At 61.3% G+C, this 16,042-nt stretch carries 13 protein-coding genes; 4 read left to right on the top strand and 9 right to left on the bottom strand.

Annotated features, from left to right (window positions below; genetic code table 11):
- The first annotated feature begins 2 nt into the window (after positions 1-2).
- The 4 genes from DK871_RS08325 (at position 3) to DK871_RS08310 (ending at position 5,394) form a co-directional block, all read left to right on the top strand.
- The gene (locus tag DK871_RS08325; protein ID WP_003188690.1) at positions 3-695 is read left to right on the top strand and encodes a heavy metal response regulator transcription factor; all 693 of its coding nucleotides are present in this window, start codon (positions 3-5) and stop codon (positions 693-695) included.
- Entirely contained in the window at positions 685-2,049 is a 1,365-nt protein-coding gene (locus tag DK871_RS08320) for a heavy metal sensor histidine kinase (RefSeq protein ID WP_161904647.1), read from the top strand. Before DK871_RS08325 ends, DK871_RS08320 begins: the two co-directional genes overlap by 11 nt.
- Positions 2,050-2,412: 363 nt before the next feature.
- Positions 2,413-3,735 carry an OprD family porin gene (locus tag DK871_RS08315; RefSeq protein ID WP_161904646.1) on the top strand — a complete coding sequence of 441 codons (1,323 nt, stop codon included), beginning with the start codon at positions 2,413-2,415 and terminating at the stop codon, positions 3,733-3,735.
- Between the two features lie 162 nt (positions 3,736-3,897).
- A complete protein-coding gene (locus DK871_RS08310) occupies positions 3,898-5,394 on the top strand; it encodes a diguanylate cyclase (RefSeq protein ID WP_161904645.1) in 1,497 nt (498 codons plus the stop codon).
- 173 nt (positions 5,395-5,567) lie between these two features.
- Here the strand turns inward: DK871_RS08310 and lpxC are convergent, their stop codons facing one another.
- The 9 genes from lpxC to murD form a co-directional block, all read right to left on the bottom strand.
- Entirely contained in the window at positions 5,568-6,479 is a 912-nt protein-coding gene (gene lpxC, locus DK871_RS08305) for a UDP-3-O-acyl-N-acetylglucosamine deacetylase (protein ID WP_003171886.1), read from the bottom strand.
- Positions 6,480-6,591: 112 nt separating this feature from the next.
- On the bottom strand, positions 6,592-7,788 hold the full coding sequence (ftsZ, locus tag DK871_RS08300) for a cell division protein FtsZ (RefSeq protein WP_003188685.1): 1,197 nt from the start codon (positions 7,786-7,788) through the stop codon (positions 6,592-6,594).
- A gap of 75 nt (positions 7,789-7,863) precedes the next feature.
- A complete protein-coding gene (ftsA, locus tag DK871_RS08295) occupies positions 7,864-9,126 on the bottom strand; it encodes a cell division protein FtsA (protein ID WP_161904644.1) in 1,263 nt (420 codons plus the stop codon).
- A 15-nt stretch (positions 9,127-9,141) separates the two neighbouring features.
- Positions 9,142-10,011, bottom strand: a complete 870-nt coding sequence (locus DK871_RS08290) for a cell division protein FtsQ/DivIB (protein ID WP_032893516.1) — start codon at positions 10,009-10,011, stop codon at positions 9,142-9,144.
- A gap of 4 nt (positions 10,012-10,015) precedes the next feature.
- A complete protein-coding gene (locus DK871_RS08285; RefSeq protein WP_161904643.1) occupies positions 10,016-10,972 on the bottom strand; it encodes a D-alanine--D-alanine ligase in 957 nt (318 codons plus the stop codon).
- A complete protein-coding gene (gene murC / locus DK871_RS08280; RefSeq protein WP_161904642.1) occupies positions 10,969-12,417 on the bottom strand; it encodes a UDP-N-acetylmuramate--L-alanine ligase in 1,449 nt (482 codons plus the stop codon). Before murC ends, DK871_RS08285 begins: the two co-directional genes overlap by 4 nt.
- Positions 12,410-13,480, bottom strand: coding sequence for an undecaprenyldiphospho-muramoylpentapeptide beta-N-acetylglucosaminyltransferase (gene murG / locus DK871_RS08275; protein WP_161904641.1), 1,071 nt, complete (start codon positions 13,478-13,480; stop codon positions 12,410-12,412). The genes murC and murG overlap by 8 nt, the downstream gene beginning before the upstream one ends.
- Entirely contained in the window at positions 13,470-14,693 is a 1,224-nt protein-coding gene (gene ftsW / locus DK871_RS08270) for a putative lipid II flippase FtsW (protein ID WP_003188673.1), read from the bottom strand. The genes murG and ftsW overlap by 11 nt, the downstream gene beginning before the upstream one ends.
- The gene (gene murD / locus DK871_RS08265) at positions 14,690-16,036 is read right to left on the bottom strand and encodes a UDP-N-acetylmuramoyl-L-alanine--D-glutamate ligase (RefSeq protein WP_161904640.1); all 1,347 of its coding nucleotides are present in this window, start codon (positions 16,034-16,036) and stop codon (positions 14,690-14,692) included. Before murD ends, ftsW begins: the two co-directional genes overlap by 4 nt.
- Between the last annotated feature and the right edge of the window lie 6 nt (positions 16,037-16,042).

Below are 16,042 nucleotides of genomic sequence, written 5' to 3'. Positions count from 1 at the left end.
TCATGCGCGTCCTGATTATTGAAGATGAAGAAAAAACCGCAGACTACCTGCACCGCGGCCTGACAGAGCAAGGCTACACCGTTGATGTAGCCCGCGAAGGCATCGAGGGCCTGCACCTGGCGCTGGAGAACGATTACGCGGTGATCGTGCTCGACGTGATGCTGCCCGGCCTGGATGGCTTCGGTGTATTGCGCGCCTTACGCGCCCGCAAGCAGACGCCAGTGATCATGCTCACCGCGCGCGAACGCGTGGAAGACCGCATCCGCGGCCTGCGCGAAGGCGCCGACGATTATCTGGGCAAGCCATTTTCGTTCCTGGAACTGGTGGCCCGCCTGCAAGCTCTGACCCGCCGTAGCGGCGGCCATGAACCGGTGCAGGTCACCGTCGCCGACCTGTGGATCGACCTGATCAGCCGCAAGGCCAGCCGCAACGGCCTGCGCCTGGACCTGACCGCCAAGGAGTTCTCGCTGCTCAGCGTATTGGCGCGGCGCCAGGGCGAGATCCTGTCCAAGACGGCGATTGCCGAGATGGTCTGGGACATCAATTTCGACAGCGATGCTAACGTGGTGGAAGTGGCGATCAAGCGCCTGCGCGCCAAGCTCGATGGGCCGTTCGAACACAAGCTGCTGCACACCATTCGCGGCATGGGTTATGTGCTGGAGAACCGTATGCAGGAAAACCACAGTGGTCGCTAATTCCATCGCCCTGCGCCTGAGCGGCATGTTCACCCTGGTGGCGCTGCTGATCTTCCTGTTGATCGGCGGCGCGCTGTACCAGCAGGTGGACCGTGGCCTGGGGTTGCTGCCTGGGGCCGAGTTGGATGCGCGCTATAGCGTGCTGGAATCGTCGATCAATCGCTTCGGCACGCCGGAGCATTGGGCCAAGATCAGGTCCAAGCTCAAGCTGTTGGGCGAAGAAGACAAGCGCATCCGTTTCTGGGTGGTCAGCAGCGACCCGAGCTACGAATACGGTGAGCCGGATGCGCAGATTCGAGCCTTTGCCGAAGGCGCCACGGGTAAGCGCGACCTGCGCCTGCCCGGTCACGATTATCCGTTCAAGGTGCTGGTCAGCCAGTTTGCAGCCAAGGACCAGCGCCCGGCGCTGCGCTTCATGATTGCCATCGACACCGAGAACTTTCGCGCCACCCAGCATCACTTGCTGGTGGCGTTGATCAGCCTGGCGCTGGTGGGCGTCATAATGGCGGCGCTGTTGGGGTTCTGGGTCGCGCGTATCGGCCTCAAGCCCCTGGGCAAACTCTCGGATGAGGCGCAAAAACTTGCGCCGCCGAAACTCTCCGGGCGCCTGCAATTGTCACCCTTGCCGCCCGAGCTGAGCCAGTTCGTCAATTCGTTCAACGCCACCCTCGACCGGGTCGAGCAGGCGTATTCGCGCCTGGAATCGTTCAACGCCGACGTCGCACATGAACTGCGTTCGCCGCTCACCAATTTGATCGGCCAGACCCAGGTGGCCCTCACTCGCGGCCGTTCGGCAGAGCAATATTTCGAGGTGCTGCAATCGAACCTGGAAGAGCTGGAACGGCTGCGCTCGATCATCAATGACATGCTGTTCCTCGCCAGCGCCGACCAAGGCAGCAAGGCCACCAAGCTGATCGAAAGCGCCCTGGCCGATGAAGTGGCCACTACCCTTGACTACCTGGACTTCATCCTCGAAGACGCCCAGGTCGAAGTGCACGTGCACGGCGATGCCGTGGTGCAGATCGAAAAAGCCCACCTGCGGCGCGCACTGATCAACCTGCTGAGCAATGCCGTGCAACACACAGCGCCGGGGCAAGTCATCGACGTGCGCATTGAAGTGCAGGCACACCAGGTGACGATTGGCGTGACCAACCCCGGCGAGGCCATTGCCAGCGAACACTTGCCACGCCTGTTCGAACGCTTCTATCGGGTGGATGCCTCGCGCAGCAACAGCGGGGCCAATCACGGGCTGGGGCTGGCGATCGTCAAGGCGATTGCGTTGATGCATGGGGGGGATGTGTTTGTGCGCAGTGAGGGCGGTGGCAATACCTTTGGTATCACCCTTCCGGTCTAAACACCTCGGTCAAAATGTGGGAGCTGGCTTGCCTGCGATAGCATCACCTTGGTGCGCCTGGCATACCGAGGTGTCTGCATCGCAGGCAAGCCAGCTCCCACACTGTTGCGGTTTGGGCAATAGTTATTATCTTGTTACACTCTGTATTGCACCGCTCGCCTGCGTTACTTTGACGCATCGATGAGCGCGACGGCAAAGGCAGCTGACTACTCACCCGAATTTCCCTCGACTTTTTTCCAGGGCTCTACACTGGGAATCTGTCTTAAAGCCGCTGACTTTCAGCGGCTTTTTTTTGCCGTAAAAAAAGGCCGGGCACACCCTCACGACACTGGCCGTTATGGATTGACCAAAGGAGCTTTACCGGTGAAGAACTCGCTGACGTTCACCCCGTTATTCCTCGCGATTGCAGCAATGATCGCCCCACTGGCCCACGCGGCAGACACTACCCCCAACGACGGTTTCGTCGAAGGCTCCCACCTCACGATCAACACCCGCAACTACTACATGAACCGCGACCGGCGCGACATTCACCAGGATGACAGCAAGGAATGGGGCCAGGGCTTTATCGGCACCTTCGAATCCGGCTACACCCAGGGCACCGTCGGCTTCGGCCTGGACGTCAACGCCATGCTCGGCCTCAAGCTCGACGGCGGTGGCGGTACGGATGGTTCCAGCATCCTTCCGTACGGCAGCGGCAACGGCAAGGCGCCGGGTTCGTTCTCGACGGCCGGCGGCACCTTGAAGATGCGCGCCTTCGACACCGAACTGAAAGCCGGCGACCTGTTCCTCAACAACCCGGTGATCGCCGGCGGCATGACGCGCATGTTGCCGCAGACTTTCCGTGGCGTGAGCCTGACCAACCACAGCTTCGACGGCTGGATGTTCGAAGGTGGCCAGGCCAGTTTCACCAAGCTCTACAACCAGAGCGGCCATCGGCGCATCGGCACCAGCTACGGCACGCTGCCCGCCAATACCGACAGCCAGCACCTGGACTGGGCTGGTGTGTCGTTCAGCGGGATCGAGGGGCTGACCAGCAACCTGTACGCCTCCGAACTCAAGGACGTCTGGCACCAGTATTACTATGACCTGGAATACACCTACGCCCTGAACGACTTGGTCAGCCTGACCCCCGGCCTGCACTACTACCACACCCAGGACACCGGCCAATCGCTGCTGGGCGATATCGACAACAACACCTACAGCCTGCATTTCACCGTAGGGGTGGGCAACCACAGCGTCACGGCCACGTATCAGCGGGTCAACGGCAACACGCCGTTCGACTACATCACCCAGGGCGACAGCGTGTACCTGGACAACTCCCAGCAGTACTCGGACTTCAACGGCCCCAACGAGCGCTCCTGGAAGCTCAAGTACGCCTACGACTTTGCCGGCCTCGGCGTGCCCGGCCTGACCTCCGCAGTGTCGTACATCAGCGGTAAGACCGACCTGACCAAGGTCGACCCCAACAGTCGCGGCTACAGCAACTGGTACAGCGCCGATGGCAAGGACGCCAAGCACTGGGAGCGCGATATCGACCTGAAATATGTGGTGCAGGGCGGCAAGGCCAAGGACTTGGCCGTGCGCCTGCAATGGGCCACCAACCGCGGCAGCAATGGCTACTCGGCGGTGGACCGCGATGTGGATGAGTACCGCGTGATCGTGGATTACCCGATCAACGTGTTCTGATTACAGGTAGGAGCGAGCTTGCTCGCGAAAAACGTTAACGATGACGCGTGCTTCCTGAATAAACGCGGCGTCTGTGAGTTTTTCGCGAGCAAACTCGCTCCTACAGCCATATTCAAGAGTTGCTACTACGCTAAGGGCATTCTCAACGCAGAAGTGTGCCCGATGAGTTCAAGTCCTACCCGCCCCAACCGCCGCCCGGAGCGCCTGCTGATCCTGGGCAGCACGCTCACGGTGTTGCTGATCGTGGGGGTCGTCACTGCGCTGCTGATTCGTGAACATGCCAACACCCTGCAAACGGCCAAGCGCACCGCCAATACCATCACGCAATTGATCGACGCTGATGTGCTGCGCAATGTCGAACTGTACGACATGGCCCTCAAAGGCTTGATCACCGCTACCGAGCGCACTGACTTGCAGGACGTCTCGGAGAGTATTCGCCACCTGGTACTGTTCGACCGTTCCGCCGCAGCGCCCTACAAGGGCGATATCCTGCTGCTGGACCCGGCCGGCGAGGTGATTGCCGATTCGTCCCTGCTCACGCCCAAGCTGGGTAACTTTGCCGACCGGGACTATTTTCAGGCGCACCGCAACAACCCCGACCTGGGCTTGTATATCAGCCGTCCGTTCATGGCCCGCTGTCAGTGTGACGACCCCTGGCGCATCGCATTCAGCCGTCGCGTTTCGTCAGCGGACGGGCGTTTTCTGGGGGTGGCAGTCGCGTCCATGCGCCTGTCGTACTTTCATCAGTTATTCAGCAGCTTGAACATCGGCAACAACAGCACGATCAACCTGCTGAACCACCAAGGCATCCTGCTCGCGCAAGAGCCTTTGCTGGAAGTGGATATCATCGACAAGGACCTGAGCCAGCGCCCGAATGTAGCGCGCATGCTGCGCGAACGGGACGGCAGCTTCCAAAGCATCTCCAGCGTCGATCGCCAGGCACGGCTCTACAGCTTTTCTAATGTGGGCGACTTGCCGCTGATCGTGGCAGTGGCCTTGTCTAGCGATGAAATGTTCGCACCCTGGCGACGTGCGGCGTGGTTGGTCAGCATGGCGACCGGAGTGTTGTGCGTGGGCTTGTTATGGCTGACCTGGGCGCTGTGCATGGAGCTGCGTCGTCGCCATCGCGCCGAACAGGTGCTGTCAGAACTGGCAGCCACCGACGCCCTTACCGGCCTGGCCAACCGCCGCACCCTGGACGAACGCTTGCGGCTGGAATGGGACCGGGCACAACGCTCCACCGAGTCGTTGAGCGTGCTAATGATCGATGTGGACCACTTCAAGGCCTTCAACGACCGTCATGGTCACCAGGGCGGCGATGAGGCGTTGCGTACAGTCGCACAGGTGATCGCCAGCCATATCCGTCGCCCTGCCGACCTGGCGGCACGTTATGGCGGTGAAGAATTCGCGGTGGTGTTGCCCAATACCGACGCCGGGGGGGCATGGGTGATCGCCGAGCATATCCGCGAGGGGGTCCAGCACTTGCCGAGAGTGGCCGGGGACGAGCAACCGATCACGGTGAGCATCGGCCTGAGTACCTGGCAGAAGCACAGCCGTATTTCCCTTGAAGACCTGCTGCTCAAGGCTGACCAGGCGCTGTATCAGGCCAAGCACAGCGGCCGTAACCGGACAATGGATGTTTCAAAGACCTCCAACTGATGAGGTCAAATGTGGGAGCTGGCTTGCCTGCGATGGCGGTGGGTCAGCTACCTACAAGCTAACTGGCAGGCCGCTACCGCAGGCAAGCCAGCTCCCACATTTGGATATTCGTCAGGTATAAAAAAAGGCCACCCGAAGGCAGCCTTTCAAAACTAAAGAAAGAGAGTTGTTACTTACACCGCCGCAACGGGACGCATGTAAGAGATCGGTGCGGTGCTGGCATCTTCGAAGGTCACGACTTCCCAAGCGTCTGTCTGCTCAATCAACTTGCGCAGCAGCTGGTTGTTAAGGGCGTGGCCCGACTTGAAGCCTTTGAACTCGCCTATCAGGCTATTGCCCAGCAGGTAGAGGTCACCGATTGCATCGAGAATCTTGTGCTTCACGAATTCGTCTTCGTAGCGAAGGCCGTCTTCGTTCAGTACACCATCCGCGTCGACCACAATGGCGTTTTCCACGCTGCCGCCGAGTGCGAGGTTGTGCTTGCGCAGGTACTCGATGTCACTCATGAAACCAAAGGTACGGGCGCGGCTGACTTCTTTTACAAACGAAGTGCTGGAAAAATCCACGCTTGCACTTTGGGTGCGGTCACGGAATACCGGGTGATCGAAATCGATCTCAAAGCTCACTTTAAAGCCTTCGAACGGGACGAAGGTGGCGCGCTTGTCGCCGTCTTCTACTGTCACTTCCCGCAGAATGCGAATGAACTTCTTGGCTGCGTCCTGCTCTTCCAGGCCGGCAGATTGAATCAAGAATACGAAGGGGCCAGCGCTGCCATCCATGATCGGGACTTCGGACGCGGAGAGCTCGACGTAGGCGTTATCGATGCCCAGGCCAGCCATGGCCGAGAGCAAGTGCTCCACCGTGTCCACTTTGACGTCACCGTTGACCAATGTGGTCGACATAGTGGTTTCGCCAACGTTTTCCGCGCGAGCAGGAATCTGCACCACAGGGTCCAGGTCGGCACGCACAAACACGATGCCGGTGTCGACAGGTGCAGGCTTGAGGGTCAGGTATACCTTCTCCCCGGAGTGCAGACCTACACCTGTGGCACGAATAATATTCTTCAGGGTGCGTTGTTTAATCATGGCTTGGACCGCTTCAGCGCAAATTGCGAACTGGTATCAACAAAGGCTGGCGATAATAGCAGACCAGACCTTTGCTGAACACCAATCACCTTCATAGCCCTGATACATTCCATTAATCGGCCTGACGACGCAGGAATGCCGGGATGTCCAGGTAGTCCAGGTCATCTTGCGGATTCGGGCTACGGGACGCCGCAGCACCGGCCTGAGCCTGGTTGCGCATCACGGTCGGACGGTCCAGGTCACGGTAGTTCACCGACGGCAGTTCCTGGCGAGCAGGAGCTGGAGCGGCAGCTGCCTGGCTGGCCTGGCTGGTATGCAGGGTGTTGTCGATGACCTTCACAGGCTTCTCGATTTTCGCACCCAGGCCGGTAGCAACCACGGTTACATGCAGCTCATCGCGCATGTCCGGATCGATAACGGTACCGACTTTGACCATGGCGTGCTCGGAAGCGAAGGCTTCGATGATGCTACCCACGTCGGAGTACTCACCCAGGGACAGGTCGGGACCTGCGGTGATGTTCACCAGGATGCCACGTGCACCTTGCAGGTTCACGTCTTCGAGCAACGGGTTGCGGATGGCCGCTTCGGTGGCTTCGCGTGCACGGTTCGGACCGCTGGCGCAGCCAGTGCCCATCATCGCCATGCCCATTTCGCTCATGACAGTACGTACGTCGGCAAAGTCGACGTTGATCATGCCTGGGCGCTTGATGATGTCGGAGATACCGCGAACGGCACCGGCCAGTACATCGTCAGCCTTGGCGAAGGCGGACAGCAGGCTGGCATCCTTGCCCAGGATGGTCAGCAGTTTCTCGTTGGGGATGGTGATCAACGAGTCGACGCTTTCAGACAGCAGACGGATACCTTCGTCGGCGATCTGCATGCGCTTGCGGCCTTCGAACGGGAACGGACGCGTCACGACAGCAACGGTCAGAATCCCCATTTCCTTGGCCACTTCGGCAATGATCGGTGCAGCACCGGTACCGGTACCGCCGCCCATGCCGGTGGTGATGAACACCATGTTGGTGCCTTGCAGCACTTCGGCGATACGCTCGCGGTCTTCCAGGGCGGCTTGACGGCCGACTTCCGGATTGGCGCCAGCGCCGAGGCCCTTGGTCACCGCGGTGCCCAATTGCAGGATGGTCCGCGCGCCGATGCTTTTGAGCGCCTGGGCATCAGTGTTGGCGCAGATGAACTCAACGCCTTCAATGTTGCTCTTGACCATGTGGTTGACAGCGTTGCCGCCGCCACCGCCGACACCGATTACTTTGATAACCGGGCTAGCGGGGATATTGTCTACGAGTTCGAACATGTTCCCTCTCCTTTCATTTTCTCTAGTTTTTTCGCCTACTGCTTGTTGCGGGTGTTGCGGTGTCGCGGTAAATCTTTAGAAATTGCCTTTTACCCAAGCCTGCAGCCGCTCGAGCAACGGCGCTTTCGCTTCGTCATCGCTGCGGTAGCTGTCACGGATGCTCGGGCCCGACAGGGAAATGCCGTCGGTCTGCTTTTGCAGCCCGTACAACAGCAAGCCCACACCGGTGGAATAAATCGGGTTGCGCACCACGTCGCCCAGGCCCTTCACGCCATGGGGCACGCCCAGGCGCACCGGCATGTGGAAGATCTCTTCGGCCAACTCGACCGCGCCTTCCATCTTCGAGGTGCCACCGGTCAGCACGATGCCGGCCGGGATCAAATCTTCGTAGCCGCTGCGGCGCAGTTCAGCCTGGATCAGGGTGAACAGCTCGTCGTAACGTGGCTCGACCACTTCGGCCAGGGCCTGGCGCGACAGCTCGCGGGGTGGACGATCACCCACGCTTGGCACCTTGATGGTCTCGCCGGCACCGGCCAGCTTGGCCAGGGCGCAGGCGTAGCGGATCTTGATTTCTTCGGCGTACTGGGTCGGTGTGCGCAGCGCCATGGCGATGTCGTTGGTGACCTGGTCGCCGGCAATCGGGATCACGGCGGTGTGACGGATCGCACCCTCGGTGAAGATCGCGATGTCGGTGGTGCCGCCGCCGATGTCCACCAGGCACACGCCCAGCTCTTTTTCGTCGTCGGTGAGTACCGAGTAGGCCGAGGCCAACTGCTCGAGAATGATGTCGTCGATTTCCAGGCCGCAGCGACGCACGCATTTTTCAATGTTCTGTGCGGCGTTGACGGCGCAGGTCACCACGTGGACCTTGGCTTCCAGACGCACGCCCGACATGCCCAGAGGCTCACGTACGCCCTCCTGATTGTCGATCACGTAGTCCTGCGGCAGGGTGTGCAGCACGCGCTGGTCTGCCGGGATCGCCACGGCCTGGGCAGCGTCGAGGACGCGCTCAAGGTCGGCCGAGCTGACTTCACGGTCGCGGATCGCCACGATGCCGTGGGAGTTCAGGCTGCGGATGTGGTTGCCGGCCACGCCGACGAACGCCGAGTGAATCCGGCAACCGGCCATCAGCTGCGCTTCTTCGATGGCGCGCTGGATCGATTGCACGGTGGACTCGATGTTCACCACCACGCCCTTCTTCAGGCCCCGGGACGGATGCGTGCCAATACCGACGATTTCGATCGCGCCGTCTTCCCCGACCTCGCCCACCAGCGCCACCACCTTGGAGGTGCCGATATCGAGACCGACGATCATTTTGCCGCTTTGCACGTTTGCCATGGGTCCTGCCTCTTCTTAATTCTTCGCGACAGCGGGTTGTGCTGCCGTGGGCGCAGCCGGTGTACGCCAGCCGACGGCCAGGCCGTTGGCGTAACGCAGGTCGACGCTCGCAATGTTCGTAATCTGTTCTTTCAAGGTTTTTTCATAGATGGCAATAAAGCGGCGCATCTTTTCCACCAAGCGGTCGCGTCCCAGCAACAACTCGATGCCCGGGCCGGAACTGCCTGCCCCGGTCGTCAAAAACCAGCTGCCCCGCTCACGCAATTCCAGGCGTGCAATGGAGAAGCCCAGTGGCCGCAGCATCTGGCTCAAGGCCTGGTACTGCTGCATCACTTGCTGCTGCGCCCGCTGCGGCCCGAACAGCTGCGGCAGGTGTTCATAGTTGGCCAGCTCACGCGGGGTGAACGCCTGGCCCTGGTTGTTCAACAGCGCTTCATCGCCCCAACGGGCCACGGGCAGTTGTTCTTCCAGGCGGATCGTCACCTGGTCCGGCCATACACGGCGAACTTCGGCGTGGGCGATCCACGGCATCTGCTCCAGCTCCGAGCGCATGCCCGCCAGGTCGATGGTAAAGAAGCTCGCCGCCAGGTATGGGCCGATGCGCTGCTGTACCGCTTGCTGGCTGATGTAGCTCAGGTCGCCCTGCACGCTGATCTTGGTGATCGGCCGGTCGGCATACGGCAACAGGCGCTGTGCGCCTTCGTACGTACCAAAGCCCAACACCACCAACAGCACCGGCCAGAACAGCGCCTTGATAAAACCAAAGTTGGCTTTTGGCAGGCGCGAAGACATCGGCTCTTTAGCCACCATTCGGCTTGCACCCCGTGGCACCGGCTTGCGGCTCGGTGCTTGTGGGGGCTGATGACGAAGCGATGCGCCGTTCATGTGTTTAGCCTCTTGGCTCAATGCTGTCGGCCAGGATCGCCAGCACTAACTGCTGGAAATCCAGACCGGCGGCACGGGCTGCCATGGGAACCAGGCTGTGGTCGGTCATGCCCGGTGCGGTGTTGACTTCAAGGAACCAGAAATTCCCTTGGTCATCCTGCATCACGTCTGCCCGCGCCCAACCGGCGATACCCAGCGCCTCACAGGCTTTCGCCGTGAGGTCCATCAATTGCTGTTCCTTGGTCGCTTCGAGGCCGCATGGGATCCGGTACTGAGTATCGGAAGCCAGGTACTTGGCGTCGTAGTCATAAAAGGTGTGGGGCGTGCCCAAAGCGATGGGCGGCAATACCTGGCCACGCAGGGTGGCGATGGTGTACTCGGGACCTGAAATCCACTGTTCCACCAACACTTGCGAATCGTAGGTACTTGCCGCTTTCCATGCGTCGATCAATTCAGCGGCCGAGTTCACTTTAGCCATGCCGATACTGGAGCCTTCATGGGCTGGTTTGACGATCAAAGGCAGGCCCAGTTCCTTGGCCGCAGAAATACAATCGTCTTCGCTGCACAACACGGCGTGACGCGGGGTCGGAATGCCCAGGCTGTGCCACACCTGCTTGGTGCGCAACTTGTCCATCGCCAGGGCCGAGGCGAGGATGCCGCTGCCGGTGTAAGGGATGCCGGCGCATTCGAGCAGGCCCTGCATGCTGCCGTCTTCACCGCCGCGGCCGTGAAGAATGAGAAAGGCGCGGTCGATCTTTTCGGCCTGCAGACGGGCGAGAAAATCATCGCCTACATCGATACCGAAGGCATTCACGCCAGCACTTTGCAGCGCTTCAAGCACCGCATTGCCAGACTTGAGCGACACTTCGCGCTCGGCGCTCTTGCCGCCGAACAGCACGGCCACGCGACCGAAGTCGGCAGGCGCAAGGGTGGAAAACAGGGAGCCGTAGTCAGTGGTCATTTCGACTTCCCCTTGGCGGCAGCTGCAAACAGCGGGCTCGCCAGCAACTTGGGCGCAAGGCCACCGATATCACCGGCACCCTGACACAGCAGGATGTCGCCGGCACGCAGCAGCGGCTTGACGATAGGCGCCAGGTCCACGCCACGCTCGATGTAGATCGGGTCCAGCTGGCCGCGCTGGCGGATGCTGTTGCACAGCTTGCGGCTGTCGGCGCCCGGGATCGGTTCTTCACCGGCCGGGTAGACTTCCATCAGCAGCAGCACGTTGGCATCGGCCAGTACATTGACGAAATCGTCGTACAGGTCGCGGGTACGGCTGTAGCGGTGCGGCTGGTACACCATCACCAGGCGGCGCTCCGGCCAGCCACCGCGCACGGCCTTGATCACGGCCGCAACTTCGGTCGGGTGATGACCGTAGTCGTCCACCAGCATCACGTCACCGCCTTCAACCGGCAGTTGGCCGTAGACCTGGAAGCGACGGCCCACACCGGCAAAGCGCGACAGGCCTTCGACGATGGCTTCATCGCTGACGCCTTCATCGGTAGCAATGCAGATGGTTGCCAGGGAGTTCAGCACGTTGTGGTTGCCCGGCATGTTCACCGACACATCCAGCGGCTCGCGATCAGGACGCAGCACGGTGAAGAAGGTTTGCATGCCTTGCTGGCGCACATTGATTGCGCGCACGTCGGCGTCTTCGCTGAAGCCGTAGGTCACGGTCGGGCGCTTGACCTGGGGCAGGATTTCACGCACCACCGGGTCGTCCAGGCACACCACCGCCAACCCGTAGAACGGCAGGTTGTGCAGGAAGTCGACGAAGGTTTTCTTCAGTTTGTTGAAGTCACCGTCGTAGGTCGCCATATGGTCTTCGTCGATGTTGGTGACGACGGCGACCAGCGGTTGCAGGTGCAGGAAGCTCGCGTCACTTTCATCGGCTTCGGCAATCAGGTAGCGGCTGGTGCCCAGTTGGGCATTGGTGCCGGCTGCATTCAGGCGGCCACCGATGACGAAGGTCGGGTCCAGGCCACCGGCGGCGAACACCGAGGCGATCAGGCTGGTGGTGGTGGTCTTGCCATGGGTACCGGCGACGGCGATGCCGTGGCGATAGCGCATCAGCTCGGCGAGCATCTCGGCACGCGGCACCACAGGGATACGGCGCTCAAGGGCGGTGGCCACTTCCGGGTTGGAGGTGTTCACGGCGCTGGACACCACCAGCACGTCAGCCTCGGCGGCGTTCTCGGCACGGTGGCCGATAAAGATCTGCGCGCCGAAGGACTTCAGGCGGTCGGTGACCGGCGACTCTTTCAAGTCCGAGCCGGACACCTGGTAGCCCAGGTTCAGCAACACTTCGGCGATGCCGCACATGCCCACGCCACCGATACCGACGAAGTGAATACGACGAATGCGGCGCATCTCGGGTTGCGGCATGGCTTTCTGATTCTCAACCATGGGCCACCTCCAGGCAGATATCGACCACGGTGCGGGTTGCGTCAGGTTTGGCCAGGCGGCTTGCGGTGCTCGCCATGCTGTTGAGTCGTTCCGGTTGCATCAAAACCTCGGTCAGGCGTGCGGCCAAATCGGCGGCGCCAGTCGTTCTTTGCGGCAGCAGGAAGGCAGCGCCCTCCCCGGCCAAATATTCGGCGTTGCGGGTCTGGTGATCGTCGATGGCATGGGGCAAAGGCACCAGCAAGGACGGCAGACCGGCAGCGGCCAGTTCACTGACGGTCAGCGCACCAGCGCGGCAGACCACCAGGTCGGCCCAGCCATAGGCTTGGGCCATGTCTTTGATGAAAGGCTGTACGTTCGCCTCTACACCGGCCTCGCGATAACGCGCGGCGGTGACTTCATCGTGGTTCTTGCCGGCCTGGTGGAAGATTACCGGGCGCACATCCTCAGGAAGTTGCGCAACGGCTTCAGGCAGCAATTTATTCAGCGGCTCCGCGCCCAGGCTTCCGCCCAGGATCAGCAGGTGCGCCTTGCGCCCCGCCAGCGCGTCACGCGCAATGGTCATGAACAGTTCGGTACGCACCGGGTTGCCGGTAGTGCGAAGCTTGTCGGAGGCGGCGAAGGTTTTCGGGAAGGCTTCACACACCCGCGCAGCCAACGGCACCAGCAGGCGGTTGGCTGTACCGGCGACGGCGTTCTGTTCGTGGACGATCACCGGCACGCCCGCGAGTTTCGCCGCAACGCCACCGGGGCCGGTTACATAACCGCCAAAGCCGAGCACACACACCGGCTTCAACTCGCGAATGATCTTGCGCGCCTGCATGACCGCCTTGAGCAACACGAACGGCGCCTTGAGCAGGGACAACTTGCTCTTGCCGCGCAGACCGGTGACGTTGATCAAATGCAGCGGCAAACCGGCATTGGGCACCAATTCGTTTTCGATGCCACGGGGCGTACCCAGCCAGTGCACGGTGTAGCCACGGTTCTGGAATTCACGGGCGCAGGCCAGGGCCGGGAACACATGGCCCCCGGTGCCGCCTGCCATGATCAGCACATTAGCGCCCATGGGTCGGCTCCTCGGCGAAGTCGCTCTCGCTGAACTCCATCTCTTCGCTGCCCAGGTGGGTACGACTCTCCCACTCGATACGCAGCAACAAGCCGAGACAGGCGCAGCAAATCACCAACGAACTGCCACCGTAACTGAGGAACGGCAAGGTCAAGCCCTTGGTCGGCAGCAGGCCGACGTTCACGCCGATGTTGATCAGGAACTGGCCGATCCACAGGAAGGCCAACCCATAGGCAACGTAGGCGGCGAAGAACTGCTTGGCCTTCTCGGCCCACAAGCCGATGTACATGGCGCGCACGCAAACGAATACAAACAGCGCAACGGTGCACAGCGAACCCACTACGCCCAGCTCCTCGGCCAATACCGAGAACACGAAGTCGGTGTGGGCTTCCGGCAGGTAGAACTGCTTCTGCACACTGTTGCCCAGGCCCACGCCCAGCCACTCACCGCGACCGAAGGCGATCAGCGCCTGGGTCAACTGGTAGCCGGAGCCGAACTGGTCGGACCAGGGGTCGGTGAAGGTGATCAAACGCGCCATCCGGTAGGGCTGCGCCTGTACCAGGATGGTCACGGCCGCGACTGCCAGCACCACCATCAAGGTGAAGCGGAACAAGCCGACGCCGCCGAGGAACAGCATGGCCGCCGCAGCGCCCATCATCACCACCGTGGCGCCGAAGTCGGGCTCCATCAGTAACAGGCCAGCCATGGGCAGCAGCACGATGAACGGCTTGAAGAAGCCCATCCAGCTTTCGCGTACTTCTTTCTGACGGCGCACCAGGTAACCGGCGAGGTAGATCACCACGAACACCTTGGCGATTTCCGAAGGCTGCACGTTGAACGCGCCGAAGCCGATCCAGCGCATCGAACCGTTCACCTCGCGGCCAATGCCCGGGACGATCACCATGACCAGCAAGCCGAACGCACCGATCAGCATCAACCAACCCAGACGCTGCCAGGTAGCAATCGGAATCATCATGGTGACGATGCAGGCGCCGAGGCCGATCACCAGGTACACCAGGTGGCGGATCATCATGTACAGCGTGTTGCCCGACTGCACGGCCGCCACTTCGGAGGACGCCGAGGTGATCATCACCAGGCCCAGGCCGAGCAGCGCCAGGCAACCGGCGAGCATAGGGAAATCAAGATCAATGCCGCGCCCAGTAATGATCGGCGACGGGTAGGGCTTGATGATGTTTCTCAGGTTGAGGCTCATGCCAAAGCCTCCACGGCGCGGGCGAACAATTGGCCGCGCTCTTCATAGTTCTTGAACATGTCGAAGCTGGCGCACGCGGGAGACAGCAACACCGCATCGCCGGGCTGGGCCAGGGCTTTGCACTGGGCAATGGCGTCGTCCAGGGAAGCTGCGCGCACTTGCGGTACGGCTTCACCGAGGGCGGCGGCGATCAGGTCCGAATCGCGACCCATCAGCACCACGGCGCGGCAATGGGCAGCCACTGGAGCTTTAAGGTCCTTGAAGTCGGCGCCCTTGCCATCGCCACCGGCGATCAGCACCAGCTTGCCGTCTATATCGGCACCCAGGCCTTCGATGGCCGCCAGGGCTGCACCGACGTTGGTGGCTTTGGAGTCGTTGTAATAGCTCACGCCATTGAGGTCGCGCACCCACTGGCAGCGATGCTCAAGCCCGGCAAAGGTGCGCAGGCTGGCGAGCATGGCGTCAAATGGCAGGCCAACCGCATGACCGAGCGCCAACGCCGCCAGGGCATTGGACTGGTTATGTGCGCCACGGATTTTCAGTTCGCGTACCGGCATCAGGTTCTGGAATTCGAAAGCCAGGTATTTCTCGCCGCTCTCTTCGCGAATGCCGAAGCCTTTGAAATCCGGTTTGCCCAGGCCGAAAGTCCAGCAAGGCATGCCCTCGCCCATCAGCGGACGGCTCAGGGCATCCTGGCGGTTGACGACAAATTGCCTGGCGCCACGGAAGATCCGGTGCTTGGCCAGGTGATAAGCCGGCAGGCCGCTGTAGCGGTCCATATGGTCTTCGCTGACGTTCAATACCGTCGCCACTTCAGCGCCCAGGTCGTGGGTGGTTTCCAGCTGGAAGCTCGACAATTCCATCACGTACAGCTCGACTTCGTCGTTGAGCAGGTCCAGGGCCGGCACGCCAAGATTGCCGCCGACGGCCACACGCTTGCCCGCCGCCGCTGCCATCTCGCCGACCAGGGTGGTGACGGTGCTTTTCGCGTTGGAACCGCTGATGGCCACGATCGGCGCCTTCGCGTTGCGTGCGAACAGGTCGATATCGCCAGACAGCTTCACGCCACGGGCCGCAGCCGCTTGCAGGGCCGGTGTCGCCAGGGCCAGGCCCGGGCTCACGTAGAGCTCGTCGGCACGGCACAGAAACTCGACATCCAGCTCGCCACAACGCACTTCCACGTGCGGGTAGTCACGGCGCAGCGTGACCAGCTCCGGTGGATTTTCCCGCGTATCGGCCACGGCAAACGACGTGCCCCGGTTCGCCAGGAAGCGAACCAGGGACATGCCGCTCTTGCCGAGGCCGACAACGATGCGGAAGTGGTCTGAAGCGATCAGGGACACTCGTTT

The sequence above is a fragment of the Pseudomonas sp. L13 genome (genome assembly GCF_009935965.1).
Lineage (GTDB): Bacteria > Pseudomonadota > Gammaproteobacteria > Pseudomonadales > Pseudomonadaceae > Aquipseudomonas > Aquipseudomonas lactis.
This window is presented reverse-complemented; position numbering and strand designations above follow the sequence as displayed.

Excerpts from the sequence above, each read along its gene's own strand:
- murC (WP_161904642.1), bottom strand. The coding sequence starts at position 12,417 with ATGGTTGAGAATCAGAAAGCCATGCCGCAACCCGAGATGCGCCGCATT.
- ftsW (WP_003188673.1), bottom strand. The coding sequence starts at position 14,693 with ATGAGCCTCAACCTGAGAAACATCATCAAGCCCTACCCGTCGCCGATC.
- DK871_RS08290 (WP_032893516.1), bottom strand. The coding sequence starts at position 10,011 with ATGAACGGCGCATCGCTTCGTCATCAGCCCCCACAAGCACCGAGCCGC.
- ftsA (WP_161904644.1), bottom strand. The coding sequence starts at position 9,126 with ATGGCAAACGTGCAAAGCGGCAAAATGATCGTCGGTCTCGATATCGGC.
- ftsZ (WP_003188685.1), bottom strand. The coding sequence starts at position 7,788 with ATGTTCGAACTCGTAGACAATATCCCCGCTAGCCCGGTTATCAAAGTA.
- DK871_RS08285 (WP_161904643.1), bottom strand. The coding sequence starts at position 10,972 with ATGACCACTGACTACGGCTCCCTGTTTTCCACCCTTGCGCCTGCCGAC.
- lpxC (WP_003171886.1), bottom strand. The coding sequence starts at position 6,479 with ATGATTAAACAACGCACCCTGAAGAATATTATTCGTGCCACAGGTGTA.
- murG (WP_161904641.1), bottom strand. The coding sequence starts at position 13,480 with ATGGGCGCTAATGTGCTGATCATGGCAGGCGGCACCGGGGGCCATGTG.
- DK871_RS08310 (WP_161904645.1), top strand. The coding sequence starts at position 3,898 with ATGAGTTCAAGTCCTACCCGCCCCAACCGCCGCCCGGAGCGCCTGCTG.
- DK871_RS08325 (WP_003188690.1), top strand. The coding sequence starts at position 3 with ATGCGCGTCCTGATTATTGAAGATGAAGAAAAAACCGCAGACTACCTG.